The sequence below is a fragment of the Marinomonas aquiplantarum genome (assembly GCF_003314975.1).
Lineage (GTDB): Bacteria > Pseudomonadota > Gammaproteobacteria > Pseudomonadales > Marinomonadaceae > Marinomonas > Marinomonas aquiplantarum.
In genome coordinates, this window is sequence record NZ_QNRF01000003.1 from 345,295 (window position 1) to 367,893 (window position 22,599).

The window sequence follows — 22,599 nt, forward strand, 5'->3', positions numbered from 1 at the left end:
TATCGATAAAATAATTATCACTATAAGTTGATTAGCAGGTTGACTGAATAAAAAATATACATAATGATAAATATCGTATTAGAACGATACGCCTGTGTAGGACAATAAAAATAAAACTGAGAATATTCTCGGACACTTACAAGGAAAATAGTCATGTTTCGCATTAAAACGTTGGTCAAACAAACTTGTGTTGCTGCCACTGTCGCAACGCTTCTCGCCACCACAGCAAACGCCACATTCGCTGCTGAAGATAAAATTCGTTGGAAAGTCCAAGCCGTCTTTGGTACTCATCTCCCTGGATTAGGAGATCCCATCATTCACGTTGCCAAACAGCTCAAAGCCGCAACAGATGGCCAGATCCAATTTAAGGTCTATGAACCAGGTAAAATTGTACCTCCTTTCAGCATCACTGAAGCCGTCAGAAACCACCAACTCGATGCTGGCTATGCTTGGCTAGGTTACGATCAAGGTAGAATTCCCGCTTCGGCCTTGTTATCCGCCGTCCCCTTTGGCATGGAACCTTGGGAATACTCCGCATGGTGGTATGACGGCGAAGGTAAAAAATTAGCCGAAGACTTGTACGCCAAACACAATGTACACCCTGTGTTATGTAGCATCATTGGTCCTGAAACAGCAGGTTGGTTCAAAAAAGAAGTCAATGCCATGGAAGATCTGCAAGGTCTTAAAATTCGCTTTGCGGGTTTAGGAGGTAAAGTCCTTCAAAAAGCAGGAGCATCGGTGACCGTTCTGCCCAGCGGTGAAATATTCCCAGCGTTAGAAAAAGGCGCGATCGACGCGACTGAATTTTCTATGCCTGCGATAGACAAGATCATGGGCTTCGACAAGGTCGCCAAAAATAACTACTTTCCCGGTTGGCATCAAACCTTCACTGCGTCTCATTTAGTCATTAACAAAGGCGTTTGGGATGACCTGTCGAGTGCCACTAAAGCCACCATTGATATGGCCTGCACAGCAAGTACGTTCCGCGCGCTGACCCACGGTGAAGCGATCCAAGGGAAAGTACTGGCTGAACTAAAAGACAAAGGCATTAAAACTCGAACACTGAATTCTGAGATGCTCACTGGCCTCAAGAAAATTACCGATCAAGTCATGTCTGAACTGTCTGCAGAAGATGAAGATTTTAAAAAGATCTACGACTCTCAACAGAACTTTAGAGCGGAATATAAAGAGTGGCGTAAACTCGCTTATCTTCCTTTAGATCTTTAGATTTCTAATCGCGGTTTCCATTCCCATTAACGACCTAGTTAGCACCTAGGAAACAACGAATAAATACACGGATGGTCATTAGAGAAGGTATCTCTCCTCCTCTAATGACCCCTAAACGTCTGCGTTTTCTAACAAGACTGACGCCATAGTGCTTAATCCAAGCCTAACGAAGTGATTTTTCATCGTCACACTTGGTAGGAAATAGGCATGGGAATGTTGGTGTGACTTAAGCGTATTTACTCAGGAGGATATTATGCAAATGGCCCCTAACAATAAGACTGATAAGGTTGCGGCGACGAAACTATCTAGTTCTAAGCTATCTAGTTCTCAGCGACCGAATACGAAACTTCCCGAGACCAGACTTTCCAAACATATCGACAGCCTATTAAAAGTCATAGGTAACGCAGCGTCTTGGATTTGGGTGGTACTTATGGGGGTTATCATTCTGAATGTCTTCATGCGTTATGCATTGGGCGAAGGCCGTATTGAATTTGAGGAATTGCAATGGCATTTTTATGCTGTCGGCTGGCTTATTGGTCTTTCTTACTGTTTTGCTTATGACCAGCACGTTCGAGTGGATCTGATTCATGGTCACTTAAGCTTGCGAGCTAAGTCTTGGATTGAGCTATTCGGTATAGTGCTGCTTCTATTGCCGTTTACCTGCACGGTGATTTGGTATTCTGTTCCTTTTATTAGCTATTCATGGGAAATGCATGAAATTTCCTCTGCGCCCGGTGGCTTACCTTACCGCTGGATCATCAAATCGAGCCTATTAGTGGGGTTCGTTTTGTTGGCACTGGCGATCATCTCGCGCCTCTCTCGTGTTCTTGCCTTGCTGTTTTTGCATTCGCGTTCTGACACTCAGTCTATTACGACACAAGCTTAGGAGAGATCATGGAAATTAACGAAATCCTCGCTATCTCAATGTTTGCGACCTTTATTGTTTGTTTATTCAGTGGCTTTCCGGTTGCTTGGGTATTGGGGGGCATTGCCATTGTGTTTGCTGTGATCGCCATGGCAGCCGATTATTGGTTAGACGCTTTTATCGGTGTCGATTGGAATTATGTATCGATCACGGTCCAACGTATCTGGGCCGTGATGACAAACTGGGTTTTAGTGGCATTGCCCATGTTCGTGTTTATGGGGTTGATGCTGGATCGATCAGGTGTTGCCGAAGATCTCATGGGGAATCTAGCGCGACTATTTGGTCGAGTGCGTGGTGGACTTGCCGTTACCGTGACCTTCGTCGGTCTGCTATTGGCGGCCTCTACCGGAATTATAGGGGCATCTGTCGTATTATTAGCGGTGCTGGGTATTCCGATGATGTTACGAGAAGGCTATAGTAAAGAATTGGCTTGCGGCACAGTCTGTTCAACAGGCACTTTGGGGATTTTAATTCCGCCCAGTATCATGTTGGTTATGATGGGAGACCGTGTTGGCATTCCTGTCGGTGACTTGTTCCTCGGTGCATTATTACCGGGGCTTTTACTGGCGGCTATGTATGTTGCTTACATCATGATTTATGCGTGGTTGAAGCCACACGCTGCCCCTGCCCCACAAGACAGTGAAAACGTCACCTTTAGCATTCTTTGGAAGGTTTTTAAGGCGGTATTACCCACTGCTGGCCTTATTCTCGCCGTACTTGGGTCCATTTTTTTCGGTATAGCTACCCCCACTGAAGCGTCTGGTGTTGGCGCATTTGGAGCCATGCTTCTGGCTTGGAGTAAGAAACGTTTAAGCATCAAAGTACTTCGTGAAGTGGGTCGTGAAACCACCAAGACCACCGCTTTTATCTTCGCCCTTCTACTTGGTGCAACGGCTTTTTCATTGGTATTTCGAGGGCTAGGTGGCGACGAAATCATTGAAGGCGCCTTAACCAGCTTGCCGTTTGGCCCAACTGGTATCGTGATCACCATATTATTTGTGACCTTCCTTTTAGGTTTTTTCCTAGATTGGATCGAACTCACCTTGATCATCCTTCCATTGGTTGCCCCCGTTGTCTCAGGGCTCGGGTTTGATCTTGTATGGTTTACGATATTGTTTGCCGTCTGTCTGCAAACCTCTTTCCTGACGCCCCCCGTTGGTTTTGCGCTCTTCTATTTAAAAGGGGTAGCCCCTAGTGGCATCAACCTAGGCCATATTTATCGGGGTGTTATACCCTTTATTTTAATTCAGCTGCTTGGATTAGCGATCGTCTTTTATTGGCAAGGTATCGTGACTTGGTTGCCTAAGATTGCTTATTAGGGCTTGAACAAGGCGGTGATTCCAACGTAATAAATCTGACCTCACCGCCTTGCTATGAAATACATTATTTTAGATATGAGAGGCATTAGTCGATTCGAACGTCAAACGCCAAATTGCGCTTGTTGTATGCCTATTCGGCATTTATTATTTTTTAATGAAAAATGCCGAAAGACAAGATTAAGGTTTATTTATGAGCACGCAGCGTCGCGAAAAAGGTTCAAGTATTTCCCGTGTACTTGAAATTATAGAAGCCATTTCTAAATCCGAGCACCCTCTCAGTGCAGCGGATCTCTCCGAGTTATTAAATATCCCTAAACCCAGTGTGCACCGTCTATTACAACAATTAGAAGCCGAAGGATTCTTACAAACCAATATGCGAGGCTTGTTAGTGCCTGCTGATCGCCTTCATGATATTGCCTTGGGTATTATCTATTCCAGTCGTTTTAAAGCACAACGCCAAGCGATTTTGCAACACTTGGCCGAGAAAATTGGTGAGACCTGTGGTCTCTCCATTCCGAGTGGCACAGATATGATTTATTACGATCGCGCACAAACAAACTGGCCATTGCAAATCCATTTACCCGTTGGTATTCACACGCCTATTTGCTGTACTGCCAGTGGTAAACTCTATCTGAGTTCCTTAAGTAAGGAGCGCCGTCAGCGTATTCTTGGCGCGATACCCATGAAGCAGTACACACGAAACACAAAAACGAACCCAGACTGTTTAGAACATGAACTGCTCTATATCCAGAAAACCAATGTAGGTACCGATAATGAAGAATTTATCGACGGCATGGCGGCGGTCTCTGTGCCAGTTGTCGACAGTCATGGACGGCTGATCGCTTGCCTATTCTGCCATGCTCCCGTTATTCGTAAGAACCTAGATGAGTTGCTGCATTTTCTCCCTGAATTACGTGCGGCGGCAGTTGACATCGGAAACCTAGCGGAAGAAGTGGATTAGAACAGGCTACTGACGGTTTATGTTTCAACATTCATCATGACTTAGAAGCGTTGCTTTTCGAATACTCTTTAGGGCTTTGTCCGGTCATTTTCCGAAAGGCGGTCCGAAAAGCCGATTCTGACTGATACCCTAATTGCTGAGCCAATGTGGTAACGGTTGTATCAGTGGTTTCCAATGCTAATCTGGCCAGATGCATGCGCCATGCACAAACATAATCCATCGGAGACTCCCCCATGACGTCGGTAAAACGTTTGGAAAAAACCGATCGAGACATCCCCGTTGCTTGCCCCAGCGTCTCAACACTCCATTTATAGCCAGGATCTCGGTGAATACAGGTTAAGGCTTTGGCGATTCTTGGATCAGAAAAACCCTTTAACCAACCTTCTCTATCACTGCCATAAGTCACCGCAAAGGTTCTAATGGCATGAATTAGAAATAATTGTGCGGTTTGTGCAACAAGGGAACCAAAACCCGATTGCTCAGGCTGCGCCTCTTTGAATAGAAAGCTCACCATAAGGTTTTGCAAGGTGGTACCTGCGTCTTCAGCATTGATCCTCATTAACTCAGGCAAGGTATCAATCAGAGGACCATAACATTGATCAAACCAATGAAAGGCAAACGAAAAAATGCGGACCATACTGCCGCCACCGCCCCAGCTAATATGTTGAGGATCGGCCAAGTTAAATGGAATATGCTGACCTTTATCAAACAGCTCGTTCGCGGTGATCCAGCTTTGCGGAAACTCTTCTGAAGACGAGATATAGTAAGGCTTACCACGCATGCCTTTCGGTAAAATAAAGGTATCCCCCGCTCGAAAACATTGCGTTACCCGGTTTTGATCACTCAACCACAGTTCACCTTCCACCACAGTACAGCTGATGGGAACTTCATACTCTATTTTGATGGCCCATGGCGAGGTAAATTCAAAAAATACCACAGCGGAGTCGGCCACCAACAAAGAGGACAAAACGTCATCAAGAAAATCTCGCTCTGAGTTGGCTTCAATTGGAATATAAGGCGCACGTGTTGGAAGTTTCATGGGCAAATTATGTCAGGTTTAAAAAAAAAGTCATCGCTAATCTAGTTAAATTAGTCGTTATTTTCTAATTGAGATACAAAATTCAGGACGATTTAGACCATATGAGAGATTTATTCGGCGGTATAGTCTCTAATCAATCCCTATAGTAACTCTCGTAATCTAATAATAATAAATGATGAGAAGATGCTAATGATTAATGACGCGTTTCCGCTTCCAAAATTTGTCACCTTTGAAAACGCCACCATAGCGAAAGAATTTTTAGGTGTTTCTACCGAGAATTCACTCAAGGTTCAAGGTATTGCTAGGCCAGAAGACGAACAACAAGTCCAACAACTTGTTCAGTGGGCCAATGAACACGAAGTGACGCTTGTCCCTTTGAGTTCACCATCAGGAAATCGTCGACACGGACTCGCCGGCTTAAAAGATGCGCCTTTTGTCGTGCTTGATATGTCGAAAATGTCTCGGGTAATTCATGCTGATGGCGAAGATGCCATTGCCATTATCGAACCTGGGGTTACCTTTCCTGAGTTCGATGCTCAGTTACAAAAACATAACCTACGATCGATCAAACCTTTCCTCCCCAGAGCAAGCAAGTCAGTACTAGCCTGTTACCTAGAACGTGAACCGACAACCTTACCCAATGAGCACTGGGATTCAACCGATCCATTAGCAAGCCTAAGCCTCACCATGGGCAGTGGAGAAAGTTTTCGAACCGGTGGTGCCGCACTGTACGAAGACCTTGATGAAGCTTTAAAAAATGGTGCTCGCCAAATGATGGCTTCCGGTCCAATCGGCACAGATTACACCCGTGTTATGTTAGGTTCTCAAGGCACATTAGGCGTTACTTCTTGGGCCTCCATTTATTGTCAACGAATCCCCAGCATTGAACAGGGATTCCTTTACGGTGCCGAAGACGTCACCACGCTAATCTCCATTGTACGTCATCTGGCATTGCATCAGCTTGGCGCGCAGTATTTTATGCTTAGCCGAGTTCAGCTCGCCGCAGCATTGGCCAAGGACAGCACCCACTTTGCGGAGTTACACCAACTCTTTGGCAAAGATGCGATGCCTGCTTGGTACCTCTATGTCAACATTGCTTCGCGTGACGTGTTACCCGAAGAAAGCATGCAGTGGCAGTTAGCAGACCTCTCTTCCTTAGTCGATACCTTGCCGGTAACCACCATATCGCAACAGTATCCCAGCTACCTTGCTGAGCTGGAAGCGCGCCTAAGTACACCCTCTAAAGAATTTTATAAAGACGTGCCTTGTGGCACCCATACCGAGGTGTTCTGCATCACCCAAATGAGCAAGGTCGCCAACCTTGTAAACCTTGCTCAAAACCTACTGGCGGACCTATCGGATGTCCAAGTGGGCTTCTATTTACAGCCGATGATTCAAGGCACGAATTGTCACCTCGACATTTCCCTATTCCATACAGATGAGCAAACAACACAACTGGCTGACATCGAAATGCAATTGGTAAAAGTATTAGCAGATAACGGAGGTTTCTTCAGCCGACCTTATGGCAAATGGTCCGAGGATGCGTTTGCTCGCAATGAAACCATTGTGCCTCACCTTCGCAGGGTAAAAGACATTTTTGACCCTGCTGGAATTTTAAGCCCTGGGAAACTGTGTTACTGAGTTTTTCGAGACCTATCTAATAACAATAACCTGGTAGAAAAATTATGTCCTTAGAAGATCGAATCCATAATATGGAGCAGTGCAACCGCTGCTCCCAGTGCAAGTTTGTGCACATGCCTAAAAGTCAGGAATTTTCGAGTATTTGCCCAAGCAAGTACCAAAGCCGCTTCCATGCCTCCTCGGCTGGAGGGCAGGTTATTTCAGCGTACGGTTATCACAACAAACTCATTGAAGCATCACCAAAGATGATCGACAGCGTTTTTGCATGCAGCATGTGCGGTGCCTGTGAAACCATGTGTAAAAGCCATATGGGTGACAATGTTGAACCCTTTGATACCATTTTAGAATTCCGTGCGCAGTTGGCTGAAGATGGCAAGGTTCCCGAAACCTTGAGCAACATGGTCAAACACCTAGAACAAGAAGGCGCACCTCATGGCAAACGTGATGAGCGTAGTCGCTGGGCGGAAGGGTTAGATATCAAAGATGCCCGTAAAGAAACCGTCGACGTGCTCCTGCATATCGGCAGTGGCCAAGCTTATAGCGAAAAACAATGGGATAACCTTCGTTTTATCGTCAAATTGCTAAAAAGCGCAAAAGTCGACTTTGGTATTGCATATGATTCAGAAAGTGACAGTGGTGGTTTAGCGTACGAAATTGGCTACCGCTCTGTTGCCGACAAACTGGCTCAAGAATGGGCGGATTTGGTTCAAAAAAGTCAGGCAAAAACCCTGCTCGCCATCAGTGCTGAAGCCTATTCCGCGTTTAAGAATGTCTACCCTCGTTTAAACAAAACACTCTCCTCAGTACGGGTTCTGCATACTACCGAGTATTTCGAAGAATTGCTTCAACAGGGCAAGTTATCACTGGGCATGAAAAACACCGGCAAGGTTGCCTACCATGATTCTTGTCGTCTTGGACGACGCAGTGAAGAGTACACACCTTGGAACGGCGAATACATTCGAGTTCTGAACACCATGGCGGTGACCGACACGCCTCGTAAAGTCAATTACGGTAACGATGGTAACTATGACGCGCCTCGCCAGTTGCTATCAAGAGTCGACGGATTAGACATGGTCGAGCTAGAACGCACTCGACAATATTCTTTTTGCTGCGGTGGCTGTACAGGTGTCAAAGAAACCTACCCTGAGATGGCCGACGGCGCAGCTCAAGAGCTTTTGCGCGAAGCCGAATCCGTGGGAGCTGAGGTGTTAGTCAGTGGTTCTTCGTGCTGTCAAGCAAACATGGCGGCGGCGGCAAAACGCAGCAACTCCTCCGTCAAGGTCGCCTATCTTTTTGACTTGCTAGCCGACTCAATTCAGGAGGGCGCGTAATGAGTAATCTACCTCCACACATATTAAAAGCCTTTGAAGCCGTCGTTGGTCCAGACAATGTGTCTGACGAAGATTTTGTTGTTAACTGTCACGACTGGATGGGCTTGGGCGCAGACCCTTCTACCCGTACTTTATTAGGTAAAGCACCGGCCGCAGTGGTAATGCCGGGGTCAACCGAAGAAGTGGCGGGGGTCGTCAAGGTATGTAATCAATATAAATTGAAGTTTAAAGCGCACAGTACAGGATACGGTAACTATTCTGGTGTCGGCACTAAGGGCTCCATTTCCATCGATTTATGTCGTATGAAAGGCTTAGAAATTGACCCAGAAAGTCGTATGGCGATTATCCAACCCTATACCACCGCAGGTGAATTGGTCTCTGAAGCCCATAAGCATCAATTAATGTGCCACATCATTGGTGCTGGCCCAATCCATTCCCCGCTCGCCTCTGCCACCTCATTTGTGGGGGTTGGGGTCGCAGGTAATCATACCAGTATCAACTCACGCAACATGTTGTCCTTAGAATGGGTCACTCCAGAAGGTGAAATCGTGCGTATTGGTAGTAGCGGTTCGGACGCAGGCTGGTTTACCGGCGAAGGCCCTGGGCCTGGATTCCGCGGCATGATACGTGGTCTTTATGGGGCCGCGGGTGGCTTAGGCGTGTTTACCAAAATAGGCATCAAACTTTATCCTTGGGCAGGCCCTAAAACCCTTGAATGGAGTGGTCCACATCCATACAGAGGCACACCGCCGCCAGAAAATTTCGCCACCTACCAGCTTGATTGGGATAACTGGGAAGACGCAACGAAAGCCACCCAGATGATGAAAAACAGCAAGGCAGTGGCCTTCATCAATCGTATGCCACCCGCCGCTGTTGGACACTGTCTCACGGCGACCAATCGTGAGTATTATGATTTACAACGCACCGGCAAATTACCGGACATTGCCACGAAAGCCAATGCAGTCGGCTGGTCTGTCACCACCATGGCGTGGACTAAGGCGCAATTTGACTGGAACGAAGCGGTACTGAATAAAATCCTCGCCGAAACCAATGGCCGTAAAATGGACATTTCCGAACGCGAGCGAGATATCCTCACGGCAGCCGTGCTGACCTCTCATTACGTCGCCCGTTTCAACCGTATGGGTGACTGTGCGGGAGTCAGTATGGGCGTACTCGATTCCATCAATCTAATTCCAGAAGTTGTCAAACGAACCAACGACGATATTGGTGATAAAGAAACCAAAGCCGGTGGCAAGATGATGGAAGTCGACACCGAACAAAACTGGATGTGGTTATCAGAAGGCCGACACTTCTGGACAGAAAATAACCCTGCCAGTACCCGTAGCTTTGTGAAAAACATTGTTGCTTGTGTGGACTTTATCCTTAGTAGCTTTATTAGCAATGAGAAAAAACCACTGGGTGCCGCGCTCTTTGTTCATGGTGAAGCGAGTGATTTATTTGGCCCCAAACTTGGCCACCCCAATAAATGGATGCGCAAGGTAAAAAATACTTGGGATCCAAACAATCTCTCAGATTCAAAGCACTTTATTCAACCCGAAGCGGCAAAAGAGTCAAAAGCTTGGCCAATTGCTAAAAAGATATTTTTCCACCCTTGGGGCAAGCCTATCTTTCGGAAGATCCTGACCAAAGAGTTTGGTAAAGACGATCCCAAGTAAAAAGCTACTGTGTTGCTGATCTCAAAATATAACCAATAAAAAGAAATTTAGAGGTGAGAACAATGATAAAAAATTTAAGCGACGTCATCACCCTGTCGGCAGAAAAGTTCGGTGATAAAACAGCCTTAATCTACAACCAGCAGTCTTTCACTTACCGTGAAATAAATCGTCTGGCCAACCGATTAGCCAGTGCACTAAAGAAAAAAAGCATTGGCCCTGGCGATAAAGTCACCCTTTACGGTGAAAACTCATGGCAATGGCTGGTCAGCTATTATGGCATTTTGAAAACCGGGGCTGTGGTCAACCCTGTTAACGTCATGTTAACCCCTAATGAAGTCGAATTTGTCGTCCAAGATTGTGATGCAAAAGTCATCATTGCCTCTCAATCTAAAGGCACGCCTCTTGTAGGAATTCAGCAAAAAACGGGGGTTGAATCCCTTATTTTGTATGGTGAGGATATCCCTGAAGGCGCGGAATCTTTTGATCACTTTTTAGAACAAGGTCGTGATGACTTTACCAGCTTTGAGGTTAACACCAATAGCCTTTCGACGATTTGCTATACCTCTGGCACTACTGGCAATCCGAAAGGCGCCATGTTGTCCCATCGTTCGGTGATCAGCAACTTCTTGATGACGGCACAAATGCACGGTCGCTCAGAGAAAGACACGGTTGTTTCAGCCTTACCCTGTCCGCATGTTTACGGCAACATTGTCTTCAACAGTACCTTTTACAAAGGTGGCACCTTAGTTATGCATAGTCTGTTTAATGTGGAGGAGGTATTTACATCAATCAACCAATATCAAGCCACCATGTTTGAAGGGGTACCGACCATGTACCTATATATGCTGGATCACCCCAACTTATCCAATGTGGATTTTTCTCATATGCGGATCTGTACGGTAGGCGGACAAACCATGCCAACCAGCAAGATGGAAGCCGTTGAGGAAGCCATCGCCTGCCCGCTCATCGAACTTTGGGGAATGACTGAAATCGGTGGGCTTGGCACAACCTTCGCTCACGATGGCGAATACAAACATGGCTCTATCGGCGTGGCATTGCCCTATACCGGAGCAAAAATTGTCGATGTCGACAACGCAGAAGTAGAGGTAGCACGTGGAGACGTCGGCGAACTGATGATCTCCGGACCTTTGGTTATGCAAGGCTATTATGGCAATCCTCAAGCGACCCAAGAAGCCATCACTGCCGATGGCTGGCTGCATACCGGTGATCTAGCCAAAATGGACAAGGACAACTGCATTTTTGTCGTCGATAGAAAGAAAGATTTAATTATTACCGCGGGGTTCAACATCTACCCCGCCGAATTAGAACGGGTGATCGCCAATCACCCAGATGTCGCCATGGTGGCAGTGGGGCCTATTGCAGATGAAGCCAAAGGTGAACTCGCAAAAGCCTATATTGTTGCGAAACAAAATACCACCCCCGACATCGACCAGATTATCGCTTATTGTCGTGAACATTTGGCCGCCTATAAGGTGCCTCGTGACATTCAATTTGTCGATGATTTACCCAAAACCTCCAGCGGTAAAGTGATGCGCCGCAAACTCCATACCTTAGATAAATAACAATAAAAACTGTCATTCAGTTAGGAGCGATACTCATGTTCGATGCACATAATCACTATCAAATGGTCATTAATGGCGAGCTCATTGCCACAGAAAAAAGCTTGCCTGTGTATAACCCAGCAACCAAAGCAATCATTGCACAGGTGCCAGACTGTCCAAAAGAGTGCCTTGATACGGCGGTATACAGTGCTAAAATCGCCTTCAAAACTTGGTCAAAAACCAGTTTTGATCAGCGTAAGGCTGTACTTACTAAGCTTGCCGACGCATTGGAAGAAAATGCCGAAGACTTCATGGCTCTATTAACTCGTGAACAAGGTAAACCTCGCTCCGGTACAGAATGGGAAGTGTTTGGCTCGGTTGCTTGGTTACGTGCCATTGCCGAACAAAAACTGGAAGACGAAGTCGTTGATGAAAATGACGAACGCTCTGTTATCACTCGCTACACGCCACTGGGTGTGGTCGGCGCAATTGTGCCTTGGAACTTCCCTATTTTGCTATCGGTATGGAAAATCGCGCCCGCATTAATGGCTGGCTGCACGGTTGTCGTCAAACCCTCGCCTTATACGCCATTGTGTAATCTTAAATTTGCCGAAATGGCAAAAGACATTGTGCCACCAGGTGTGCTCAATTGTGTCAGTGGTGGCAATGAACAAGGTCAATGGCTAACAGAGCACCAAGACATCGCTAAGATTGCTTTTACCGGCTCAACGGCTACTGGTCGTAAGGTAATGAGTGCCTGCTCTGAAACCGTGAAACGGGTCACGTTGGAACTGGGTGGCAATGATCCGGCCATCGTTCTGCCAGATGTCGATCCGAAAGAAGTTGCTCCAAAACTTTTCTGGGCTGCTTTTCAAAATAATGCACAATTTTGTAACGCCACCAAACGACTCTACATTCATGATGCTGTCTATGACCAAGTACGAGACGCCTTGGTGGATTATATTAATAATGAAGTCATTGTTGGCGATGGTGCCAAGGCTGATACCACACTCGGTCCGATTCAAAACAGCATGCAGTTTGAAAAGGTAAAAATGTACTTTCAAGACTGCATAGATCAAGGCCAAAAATTTGCAGTCGGCGGAGACATTGACGATAACGCCGACGGCTGGTTTGTTCCTGTGACACTGGTTGATAATCCATCAGACGATTCTCGTATTGTCACCGAAGAACCGTTCGGTCCTATTCTGCCATTACTGCGCTGGTCCAATGAAGAAGACGTTATTGCCCGTGCTAATGACACGATTTATGGCCTAGGTGCCAGTATTTGGGGTAATGACGCAGCCGCAACCCAACGCATCGCGGAGCAAATCGAAGCCGGAACCGTATGGATTAATGAAGTGCATCAATACTCTCCGGCACAAGCTTTCGGGGGCCATAAACAATCCGGTCTTGGCTGTGAAAACTCGCTGCATGGCTTGATGGAATACACTAACTGGCAAACCATTACTCGTAATAAACAGGCTTAATACACGGTTTTTAACAGGATCAAATAACTTATAAAGAGCACTGTTTGATCCTGTTCACCCAGCTTATGGTCGTTAAAGGTTTACAACACATTCTTAGTATTTGATTACTTAGTATTAAATAATTTTTAGGAAACATTTATGAGCTATATCAAAAAACAAATCCCCAGCAGCATTTTGATCTTTGGCGCGGGAAATCACATTGGCAAACCCATGGCCAAATTTATTGAGAAGAACGCCCCTCAAATTAAACTGCGCTTGGTTTCCAGCCGAGAAGAAGGCATTGAACCACTGCGTCAAGAATTCCCTAACGCTGAAATCGTACAAGCAAACTACCTCGACTTGCCTTCCATGGAGGCTGCCGTGGATGGCATGGAAGGGATTTATATGTCAGTCCCCAATCACCTGCCTTTCTTACCCGTTACAAACAACTTTGTCGCAGCGGTTAAAAAGAGCGGCACAGCCATTCACATTGTCCGTCAGGTGGCCATGGTACCAGGTTACAACTACCGCCTAATGCCAGAAGCGATGAAGAAAATGATGGGCGACGAATACCCTGATTTGGTCACCAAACGAATTTACGAAGAAAATGATTTACCGACGACCTTTTTGAACTTTGGTGCCAGTTTTATGGATAACTTTACCACTCGTGCCGGTAGAGCCATTAAAGAAGACAAGCAGTTGATTTGGCCACCAAGAAAAGTCCCTTACATAGATGCCAACGAGATAGCAGAAGTAGCGGCACAACTATTGCTCTCCGATAACCAAGGTCACATTGGTCAATTGCACACGTTAAACAATGGCCAAGACAACCTACGTGGTCACGAAGTCGCTGACATCATGTCAGACGTTCTAGGCACCAACATCGACTATGTCGGAAACAAAGAAGCGTTTGTCAAAGAATACACTCGTATCTTTGGCCCAGCCGCGCCGATGATTTGGGGATTTTTTGAGTTTGAAGCCACCTATGAAGAAGGTTGGGTACTGAGTGATTTTGTTGAAAGAATGATTGGCCGTAAGCCCAAATCACTCCGCACATGGCTTGCAGAAAATCGTGATGCGTTAATGAGCTAACCTTTACGATTTAACACACTGACCATGTCCCCAAAGCAAGGTTAGTTGATGAATTGATCATTCGATAAAGCTGAATGATCAATTCGATTTAAAGGGTTTTTCTGCAAAACCAAGGGTGATCTATATTGATTGACATTGTTCTTAACAATAAAAATAAAACTTACTCGGTAGGAAGAACACGTGAAAAAAATCCCTATTTTCCTCTTAAAGATCTGCTTAATTTTTTCAGCTGTTATCTCTGTCAAGGCGGCGACCAATAGGTTTGATCAATCTGCGATTAAATCGATTTCAAATTAGACAAGCTAGTCGACTATTAAGTTGTTTTTTCTGCCTAACCCTATCTATCTAAAATGAGAACCTATCAAAATGAAACTTGCGACATTCAATAATAATACTGCAGACGGTCAATTGGTCGTTATCTCCAACGATGGTACACGTTTCGCGCCAGCAGGCACTAGTATGCAAGCTGCATTAGAAAATTGGGCGAGCTTTGAAGCATCATTAGAAGCCATTTCAACCGCACTGAATAACGGCACACTTGCAGGGCAAACCGTTCAAACCACAGAACTCTGTGCCCCACTCCCTCGTGCATGGCAATGGCTTGATGGCTCAGTATATAAAAGCCATGCCGACCTGATGGGCGCCGTGACGGGGATGGAAGTCAAAACACTCGAAGACCGCCCATTAATGTACCAAGGAATGTCCGACACCTTTCTCAGTGCGACGGCGGATGTGCCGATGGCCAGCGAAGCCGATGGCATCGATTTTGAAGGCGAATTTGGCATCATTGTCGATGACGTTCCAATGGGTGTTACCCCAGAACAAGCACGTCAACATATCAAATTAATCGTGCAAATAAACGACTGGTCATTACGGGCGTATTCCGGCCCTGAAATAAGCACAGGCTTTGGTTGGATTCACGCTAAGCCACCTTGTTCAGTAGCCCCCTTTGCCGTGACGCCTGAAGAGCTTGGCGAGCACTGGGAAAATTGCCAAGTGCAACTTCGTCTTAATATCGAGTGGAATGGCAAAAAATTTGGTCACGCTCACGGCGGTCACATGCAATACGGCTTTGATGAGCTTGTTGCCCACGCCGCTAGAACGCGCAATTTGGTTGCTGGCACCGTCATTGGATCAGGAACCGTTTCCAATTACGAGTACCGAGAAGTGGGGTCATCTTGCATTGCTGAACGTCGTGGCATTGAACTGCTTGATCAGGGCGAAGCAAAAACCGGCTTTATGCATTATGGCGACACGGTTCGCATGGAAGCAAGAACACCAGACGACCAAGTTGTATTTGGTGCCATTGAGCAAAAAGTGACGCAGCCTGGGAGCTAACGATGACAGTCTATAAACCCTTTCAACGTGTGGTCACCGGACATGATAAAAGCGGTCATGCCATTATCCGTTCAAATGAGAATATTGTTCCAACAGAAATGCCCGGTGCAGATGGTGCTGGCTTTGCGACAATTTGGTCCGCCCCTGAGATCCCAGTGGATAACAACGATGAAACGGATGGCCGTGACCGCAACGCTGGCATCACGCTCCCCGGAGGCTCTGTGATACGCATGGTTGATACACCTCCAGGCTCGGAATCCCCTATGCACCGTACCAACTCCATTGATTACGGCATCGTGTTAGAAGGCGAAATCGAGCTTGAACTCGATAAAGGCGTCAAAACCATAGTCTCAACCGGAGGCGTTATTGTGCAGCGCGGAACCATACACGCATGGCGAAACGTCAGCGACAAGCTGTGCCGTATTGTCTTTGTATTAACCGAAGCCAAGCCCTATTTGGTCAATGGCGTACCACTGGACGACCTTAAACCTGAGGATATGGACGGCTTTCATTGATGTAACTGAGTTTATATGGCGCCATTCGCTTAAACACCGATTCCTGTGAGTTCGATCACTTACGAATGCGGTATTCATATTATAAAAACGTTTTAAAGCACTGGAGAATACAAATGACAGTTTTAGTAACAGGCGCGGGCGGCTTCATTGGCTCCGGCGTTGTAGAAGCACTGTTAAAGGCTGGCAAGTCTGTCGTGGCGACAGATCGTGAATTAACGGCACTAACACAACATCAAGCCTTAACCCTTAAACAAGGTGACCTAGCCGATGCCAGTTTCCGTGCGTCACTGTTTGATCAAACCATAGAATCAGTGGTTCACCTTGCAACCATTCCAGGCGGTGGCGCAGAAAGTGCTCCCGAGTTATCTTTCAAAATTAATGTAGAAGCGACCGTTGACCTTATTCAATTAGCCGGCGCAAGCACAGAAAAGTGTCGTTTCGTCTATGCCTCGGCCATTGCGGTATTCGGTGATGCCATTCCGCCTGAAGGTGTGAACGATGACACGCCGTTACAACCTAAACTGCATTATGCCATGCATAAGATGATGTCTGAGGTCGCGCTGGGAACCTTTACCCGTCGTGGCACAATTGATGGTGTCGGTGTTCGCTTACCCGGTATCGTGGCTCGACCACAAGGCGCTGAAGGGTTTAAATCAGCGTTTATGAACGATATTTTTCATGTCATGCTCGCTGGTAAAACGATGACGATGCCCGTCTCTAAAACGGCACAAGTTTGGTTAATGTCCCGCACTCAAACAGTCAACAATCTCGTTCACGCACTCGGTTTAGACAGTCAAACCATGCCAGAAGACAGAGTCGTCACCCTACCGGCTATTCACGTCGTAATGGGCGACCTTATTAATGCTCTTTCAAAGACGACAAGCACCTCAGTAGATAATATTCGTTACGACTCTGACCCTCAGTTAGAAGCCGCTTTTGGCGCTTACCCTCCCCTTACAACCTTGAATGCTGAAAAAGCCGGTTTTGTACATGATGGTAGCGTAGAACAGCTGATCAGCAACACATTAGCCGACATTCAGTCACGTTAATCAATGACGATAAGGCATATTTATGGCAATTTTAAATACCAAAGTGAATACGCGTAGTACCGAGTTCACAGAAAATCAGGCCGCTATGCAAACTCAAGTGGACGACCTTAAATGTAAAATAGCGGAGGTCAGTCAAGGCGGGGGGGATAAGTATCGCCAACGCCATGTTTCACAAGGCAAGTTGTTAGCCAGAGATCGAATTAACGCGTTGCTGGATAAAGGATCGCCTTTTTTAGAGTTGTCTCAGTTAGCCGCCTATCAAGTGTATGATAGCCCCGTACCGTGTGCCGGTGTGGTAGCTGGCATTGGTATGGTTTCAGGCCAAGAATGCATGATTGTCGCTAATGACGCCACCGTAAAAGGCGGCAGCTACTTCCCGCTGACCGTTAAGAAGCACATACGCGCACAAACCATTGCTGAAGAAAACAATCTACCCTGCATTTACATGGTGGATTCCGGCGGTGCAAATTTACCCAATCAAGACAACGTCTTCCCCGACCGAGAACACTTTGGTCGTATTTTTTTCAATCAAGCCAATATGTCCGCACAGGGGATCCCGCAAATTGCCGCTGTGATGGGGTCTTGTACTGCTGGTGGAGCCTATGTACCAGCAATGGCGGATGAATCCATTATCGTCAAACAACAAGGCACCATTTTTTTGGCGGGACCACCCTTGGTCAAAGCCGCGACGGGGGAAGTGGTCAGTGCTGAAGAACTCGGAGGCGCTGATACCCACTGTCGCACGTCCGGTGTCGCCGATCATTATGCTCAAAATGACCAGCACGCGATTTCACTAATCCGTCAATCCGTATCTCGACTTAATCGAGTTAAGCCTAGCCAACTTGATACACAAGCCTCCCGTGAACCTTTGTATGACAGCCAAGAGATTTACGGCATAGTACCGAAAGATAAACGACAGCCATTTGATGTTCGCGAGATCATTGCTCGTATCGTCGATGCTTCAGAATTTGATGAGTTCAAAGCACTTTATGGCACCACCCTAGTCTGTGGTTTTGCTCGGCTTTATGGTTACCCCATCGGCATAGTGGCCAACAATGGCATTATGTTTGGCGAGTCCGCTGAAAAAGGCGCGCACTTTATCGAGCTCTGTACTCAGCGGAAAATTCCGCTCATTTTCTTACAAAATGTCACCGGTTTCATGGTGGGTAAACAATATGAAGCGGGTGGTATCGCCAAACATGGCGCAAAAATGGTCAATGCCGTGGCGTGCGCAAAAGTGCCCAAACTGACGGTGTTAATCGGCAGCTCATACGGTGCAGGTAATTATGGTATGTGTGGCCGCAGTTACGATCCACGTTTCCTGTTTATGTGGCCAAATGCGCGCATCTCAGTCATGGGCGGTGAACAAGCCGCTGGCGTACTAGCGCAAGTTAAACAAGCGCAATATGAACGTGAAGGCAAGCGTTGGACAGACACCGAAGAAGCGGACTTTAAACAACCCATCTTAGACATGTATGAGCATCAAGGGCACCCATATTATGCCTCAGCAAGACTTTGGGATGATGGCGTTATTGACCCAGCAGACACCCGAAAAGTACTCGGTTTAAGCCTTTCTGCTGCATTGAATAAGCCTATTGAAGAAACGCGATTTGGTGTCTTCAGAATGTAACGAATGCTAATTATTGCGGATTCACTTGTTATACCCTGCGAGGTCTATTTCGTAATCCGTTGAATAAGTAAGTAAAACCATTAAAGAGAACACTTATGTCTGACTCAATTGTCCTTTATAGCCTGAATAAGTCGGGTGTCGCAACGGTGTGTTTAAACCGAGCGGAAAAGCATAACGCCTTTGATGACAAGGTCATTGCCGATTTGGAAATGGCGTTCCAACGTGCTGCTGACGACCCTAAAGTGAAGTTGGTGATATTGGCCGCAGAAGGAAAAAGCTTTTCCGCTGGCGCTGACCTGAATTGGATGAAGCGCATGGCGCAATATGATTATCAAGACAACCTTCGTGATGCTCAAGGTTTAGCAAGTATGTTGAAAACGCTCAACTTTCTTGAAAAGCCCACCATTGCCCGTGTTCAAGGTGCGGCCTTTGGTGGCGCGGTGGGTTTGGTATCCTGCTGTGATTTTGCGATTGCCAGTGAACAGGCTTCTTTTAGCCTCAGTGAAGTAAAACTCGGCTTAATTCCCGCCACCATCAGCCCTTATGTCATTGCCGCCATCGGTCAACGAGCCGCACGCCGTTACTTTCTGACTGGCGAGCGCTTTTCGGCCAAAGAAGCTGAACAGTTAGGACTGGTAACAAAAATAGCAAGTCACAATGAACTGGATTCAACCCTAGATCAGTTAGTTAATCAGCTACTTAACAACAGCCCTCAAGCACTCAAACAGGCCAAGCAATTGGTTTTTGATGTGGCCGACAAAAACATTGATGACGCTTTAATACAAGACACTTCTGAGCGCATTGCTGCCATACGTGTGTCGGATGAAGGTCAAGAAGGATTAAGCGCCTTTTTCGACCAGCGCCCTGCCGCGTGGATAGGAGAATAACCAAGATGTTTGACAAAATACTCATTGCTAATCGAGGCGAAATCGCCTGCCGAGTGATAAAAACCGCTCGAAAAATGGGCATTCGTACTGTTGCTGTGTATTCTGATGCTGACCGTCACGCCCTCCATGTTGAGATGGCAGATGAAGCCGTACACATAGGTCATGCCCCTTCTCGCGAATCGTACCTCGTCATAGAAAAAGTCATTGCAGCGGCAAAACAAACCGGAGCTCAAGCCATTCATCCGGGTTATGGTTTCTTAAGTGAAAATGCCGATTTTTGTCGAGCTTGCCAAGACAACAACCTAGTCTTTATCGGCCCGCCTGTTGGTGCGATCGAAGCCATGGGGTCAAAATCGGCTGCCAAAGACATCATGGGAAAAGCCGATGTGCCATTAGTACCAGGTTATCATGGCGCGAATCAAGACCCAGAGTTACTCAGAGCAAGTTCGGAACAAATGGGCTACCCCGTACTGCTAAAAGCCGCTGCCGGTGGTGGTGGTAAAGGCATGCGCCAAGTTTGGCAAGCCGAGGATTTTGATGAAGCTTTAGCGGCCGCTAAACGCGAGGCGATGAATGGTTTTGGTGACGACACCATGTTGGTGGAGAAATACTTGACCGAGCCTCGTCATGTGGAAATTCAAGTTTTTTGTGATCAACACCACAATGCCGTTTATTTATTTGAGCGCGATTGCTCATTACAGCGCCGTCACCAGAAAGTTATTGAAGAAGCTCCTGCTCCCGGCATGTCGGATTCTTTACGCCAACAAATGGGTGAAGCCGCAGTCAGAGCAGCCCAAGCGATTGATTATCAAGGCGCTGGTACAGTGGAATTCTTGCTTGATCATGATGGCCGCTTTTACTTTATGGAAATGAATACTCGCTTACAAGTGGAGCACCCTGTTACCGAAATGATTACGGGGCAAGATTTAGTAGAATGGCAACTGCGTGTCGCCGCGGGACAAACATTACCCTGCCGACAAGAGCAATTAACGATTCATGGGCATGCATTTGAAGCTCGGGTATACGCAGAAGACCCCGATAAGGATTTCTTACCCGTTACCGGTCAACTGCATTTGCTACGTCCCCCAGCCGGTAACGATAATGTTCGAGTGGATACCGGCGTTCGACAAGGCGATGAGGTCAGCGTTTACTACGACCCCATGATTGCCAAACTGATCGTTTGGGATGAAGACAGAGAAACGGCGTTACAACGCTTACGCCAGTCCCTACGTGACTACCAAATTGCAGGCATGAAAACCAACCTACCTTTTCTCTACAAGTTGGCCAGTGTCGATGCGTTTGCCCATGCGGATCTGGACACGCGATTCATCGAGCGCCATGAGCAGGAGATCTTCAAGCCCGATGAACATGACCAGACAAAGCATTTACTACTCGCCACATTATTTATGCTCCTGAAAGAACGTCCGTACCATTCTGGCGACGCTCATTCATCTGTCGATAAACGTTCACCTTGGTTGGAAACACATGACTGGCGCATGAATTTAGTTCATTGCCAACACATCACGCTATTGATCGATGACGAGCCTCATCATCTCAAAGTCCAAGCCAGCACGCGAGATACACTTGATGGCTACAGGATTCAATATGACGGACAAGACTATTTTGTCGCTGGGGAACAGGTTGAACACGAGCTTATCGCTCACATTGAAGGACACCGACAAACAGCAACCGTGTCGCTCCAGGATAACAAAGGGATGCTATTTACTCAGCAAGGAAGGCTTGAATTCACCTTGCCGGAAGTCGATTTAGGCATAGAGGATGCCAGCCAGTCACAAGGCGCGCTAGCGGCACCCATGAACGGCACAGTGGTTGAACTGGCCGTCAAAGCCGGTGAGAAGGTTAGCAAAGACAGCCTATTACTCGTCATGGAAGCAATGAAAATGGAGCACAGTATTCGTGCGCCAGCCGACGGTTACGTAGAAGAATTCTATTTCACCGCTGGTGATTTGGTCGACGGTGGTGCGCAACTTATGTCCTTTAATACGGAGGCAGAGACCGCCCTATGAGCTTACCTAAAAGGGTCAAAATCGTTGAAGTCGGCCCAAGAGATGGTTTGCAAAATGAGTCGCAGATTATCTCAACTGAAACCAAGATTACACTGGTTAAAAAGCTCGCTGAAAGTGGTTTAGGCTATATTGAAACAGGCAGCTTTGTTAACCCTAAGTGGATTCCCCAGATGGCCGACAGCGAACAGGTATTTAGCGGCATAGAACGGCTGCCCGATATTACCTATGCGGCCTTAACGCCCAATCTAAAAGGCTTCCAACGGGCAATGGACGTAAAGGCTTCTGAGGTGGCTATTTTTGCCGCTGCTTCAGAAGCTTTTTCTCAAAAAAACATTAATTGCTCGATAGCCGAAAGTTTACAGCGGTTTGAACCACTGATCGCCGCCGCCAACGAGCAAAAAGTAGCGGTGCGCGGTTATGTGTCCTGTGTTTTAGGCTGCCCCTATGAAGGCGATATTGCCCCCAGAAAGGTCGCAGACGTGACAGAACAATTACTCGCCATGGGCTGCTATGAAGTCTCCCTTGGCGACACCATAGGCGTGGGCACCCCAGCTGCCGTTGAACGCTTGTTAGATGAGGTTTTAATCAATACCCCAATAGACAAACTGGCGATGCATATGCACGATACTTATGGGCAAGCGTTGGCTAATATCTATGCCGCCCTATTGCGTGGTATCTCCGTGGTCGATGCGTCCGTGGCTGGATTAGGCGGCTGTCCCTACGCCAAAGGCGCATCTGGGAACGTGGCGACAGAAGACGTGGTCTATCTACTCAATGGTTTAGGTATTGAGCATAAGGTGAATCTAGGAAAACTGATCGAAGCGGGTCAATTTATCAGCTCTGCTCTTGGGCGGAACAATGCGTCTAAAGTAGCTCACGCCCTTTCTCAGCAATAAAGATGCTTATAAGGCTGA

18 protein-coding genes are annotated in these 22,599 nt (G+C 46.9%); 17 read left to right on the top strand and 1 reads right to left on the bottom strand.

Annotation, left to right across the window (positions count from 1 at the left end; genetic code table 11):
• The first annotated feature begins 153 nt into the window (after window positions 1–153).
• From DFP76_RS07425 to DFP76_RS07440, 4 genes are all read left to right on the top strand, one after another.
• The gene (locus DFP76_RS07425) at window positions 154–1,227 is read left to right on the top strand and encodes a TRAP transporter substrate-binding protein (RefSeq protein WP_113874013.1); all 1,074 of its coding nucleotides are present in this window, start codon (window positions 154–156) and stop codon (window positions 1,225–1,227) included.
• 253 nt (window positions 1,228–1,480) lie between these two features.
• Window positions 1,481–2,113, top strand: coding sequence for a TRAP transporter small permease subunit (locus tag DFP76_RS07430; protein WP_113874014.1), 633 nt, complete (start codon window positions 1,481–1,483; stop codon window positions 2,111–2,113).
• An 8-nt stretch (window positions 2,114–2,121) separates the two neighbouring features.
• Window positions 2,122–3,471 carry a TRAP transporter large permease gene (locus DFP76_RS07435; protein ID WP_013796877.1) on the top strand — a complete coding sequence of 450 codons (1,350 nt, stop codon included), beginning with the start codon at window positions 2,122–2,124 and terminating at the stop codon, window positions 3,469–3,471.
• 190 nt (window positions 3,472–3,661) lie between these two features.
• Window positions 3,662–4,432: an IclR family transcriptional regulator gene (locus DFP76_RS07440; RefSeq protein WP_113874015.1), complete on the top strand. Its 771-nt coding sequence runs from the start codon at window positions 3,662–3,664 to the stop codon at window positions 4,430–4,432.
• A 34-nt stretch (window positions 4,433–4,466) separates the two neighbouring features.
• On the opposite strand, the gene DFP76_RS07445 is transcribed toward DFP76_RS07440, so the two are convergent.
• Window positions 4,467–5,471, bottom strand: coding sequence for an AraC family transcriptional regulator (locus DFP76_RS07445; protein WP_113874016.1), 1,005 nt, complete (start codon window positions 5,469–5,471; stop codon window positions 4,467–4,469).
• Between the two features lie 189 nt (window positions 5,472–5,660).
• Here DFP76_RS07445 and DFP76_RS07450 point away from each other — a divergent pair, with 189 nt between their 5' ends.
• From DFP76_RS07450 to DFP76_RS07510, 13 genes are all read left to right on the top strand, one after another.
• Window positions 5,661–7,112, top strand: coding sequence for an FAD-binding oxidoreductase (locus DFP76_RS07450; protein ID WP_013796880.1), 1,452 nt, complete (start codon window positions 5,661–5,663; stop codon window positions 7,110–7,112).
• 71 nt (window positions 7,113–7,183) lie between these two features.
• On the top strand, window positions 7,184–8,443 hold the full coding sequence (locus DFP76_RS07455; RefSeq protein WP_342767821.1) for a (Fe-S)-binding protein: 1,260 nt from the start codon (window positions 7,184–7,186) through the stop codon (window positions 8,441–8,443).
• Window positions 8,443–10,119 carry an FAD-binding oxidoreductase gene (locus DFP76_RS07460; protein WP_113874018.1) on the top strand — a complete coding sequence of 559 codons (1,677 nt, stop codon included), beginning with the start codon at window positions 8,443–8,445 and terminating at the stop codon, window positions 10,117–10,119. The genes DFP76_RS07455 and DFP76_RS07460 overlap by 1 nt, the downstream gene beginning before the upstream one ends.
• Window positions 10,120–10,181: 62 nt before the next feature.
• Window positions 10,182–11,702 (top strand): class I adenylate-forming enzyme family protein, encoded by a 1,521-nt coding sequence (locus tag DFP76_RS07465; protein WP_113874019.1) that lies wholly within the window; start codon window positions 10,182–10,184, stop codon window positions 11,700–11,702.
• Between the two features lie 35 nt (window positions 11,703–11,737).
• Window positions 11,738–13,168: an aldehyde dehydrogenase family protein gene (locus DFP76_RS07470; protein ID WP_013796884.1), complete on the top strand. Its 1,431-nt coding sequence runs from the start codon at window positions 11,738–11,740 to the stop codon at window positions 13,166–13,168.
• A 138-nt stretch (window positions 13,169–13,306) separates the two neighbouring features.
• Complete coding sequence (locus DFP76_RS07475; RefSeq protein ID WP_113874020.1) at window positions 13,307–14,239, top strand: NmrA family NAD(P)-binding protein; 933 nt, start codon at window positions 13,307–13,309, stop codon at window positions 14,237–14,239.
• 366 nt (window positions 14,240–14,605) lie between these two features.
• Window positions 14,606–15,577, top strand: coding sequence for a fumarylacetoacetate hydrolase family protein (locus DFP76_RS07480; RefSeq protein WP_113874021.1), 972 nt, complete (start codon window positions 14,606–14,608; stop codon window positions 15,575–15,577).
• 2 nt (window positions 15,578–15,579) lie between these two features.
• Window positions 15,580–16,092 (top strand): cupin domain-containing protein, encoded by a 513-nt coding sequence (locus DFP76_RS07485; RefSeq protein WP_113874022.1) that lies wholly within the window; start codon window positions 15,580–15,582, stop codon window positions 16,090–16,092.
• Between the two features lie 113 nt (window positions 16,093–16,205).
• Window positions 16,206–17,141: an NAD-dependent epimerase/dehydratase family protein gene (locus DFP76_RS07490; RefSeq protein WP_113874023.1), complete on the top strand. Its 936-nt coding sequence runs from the start codon at window positions 16,206–16,208 to the stop codon at window positions 17,139–17,141.
• Window positions 17,142–17,163: 22 nt separating this feature from the next.
• Window positions 17,164–18,771: a carboxyl transferase domain-containing protein gene (locus tag DFP76_RS07495; RefSeq protein WP_113874024.1), complete on the top strand. Its 1,608-nt coding sequence runs from the start codon at window positions 17,164–17,166 to the stop codon at window positions 18,769–18,771.
• A 95-nt stretch (window positions 18,772–18,866) separates the two neighbouring features.
• The gene (locus DFP76_RS07500) at window positions 18,867–19,658 is read left to right on the top strand and encodes an enoyl-CoA hydratase/isomerase family protein (RefSeq protein WP_113874025.1); all 792 of its coding nucleotides are present in this window, start codon (window positions 18,867–18,869) and stop codon (window positions 19,656–19,658) included.
• Window positions 19,659–19,663: 5 nt separating this feature from the next.
• The gene (locus tag DFP76_RS07505; protein WP_113874026.1) at window positions 19,664–21,685 is read left to right on the top strand and encodes an acetyl/propionyl/methylcrotonyl-CoA carboxylase subunit alpha; all 2,022 of its coding nucleotides are present in this window, start codon (window positions 19,664–19,666) and stop codon (window positions 21,683–21,685) included.
• Window positions 21,682–22,581 (top strand): hydroxymethylglutaryl-CoA lyase, encoded by a 900-nt coding sequence (locus DFP76_RS07510; protein ID WP_113874027.1) that lies wholly within the window; start codon window positions 21,682–21,684, stop codon window positions 22,579–22,581. The genes DFP76_RS07505 and DFP76_RS07510 overlap by 4 nt, the downstream gene beginning before the upstream one ends.
• Window positions 22,582–22,599 lie beyond the last annotated feature (18 nt).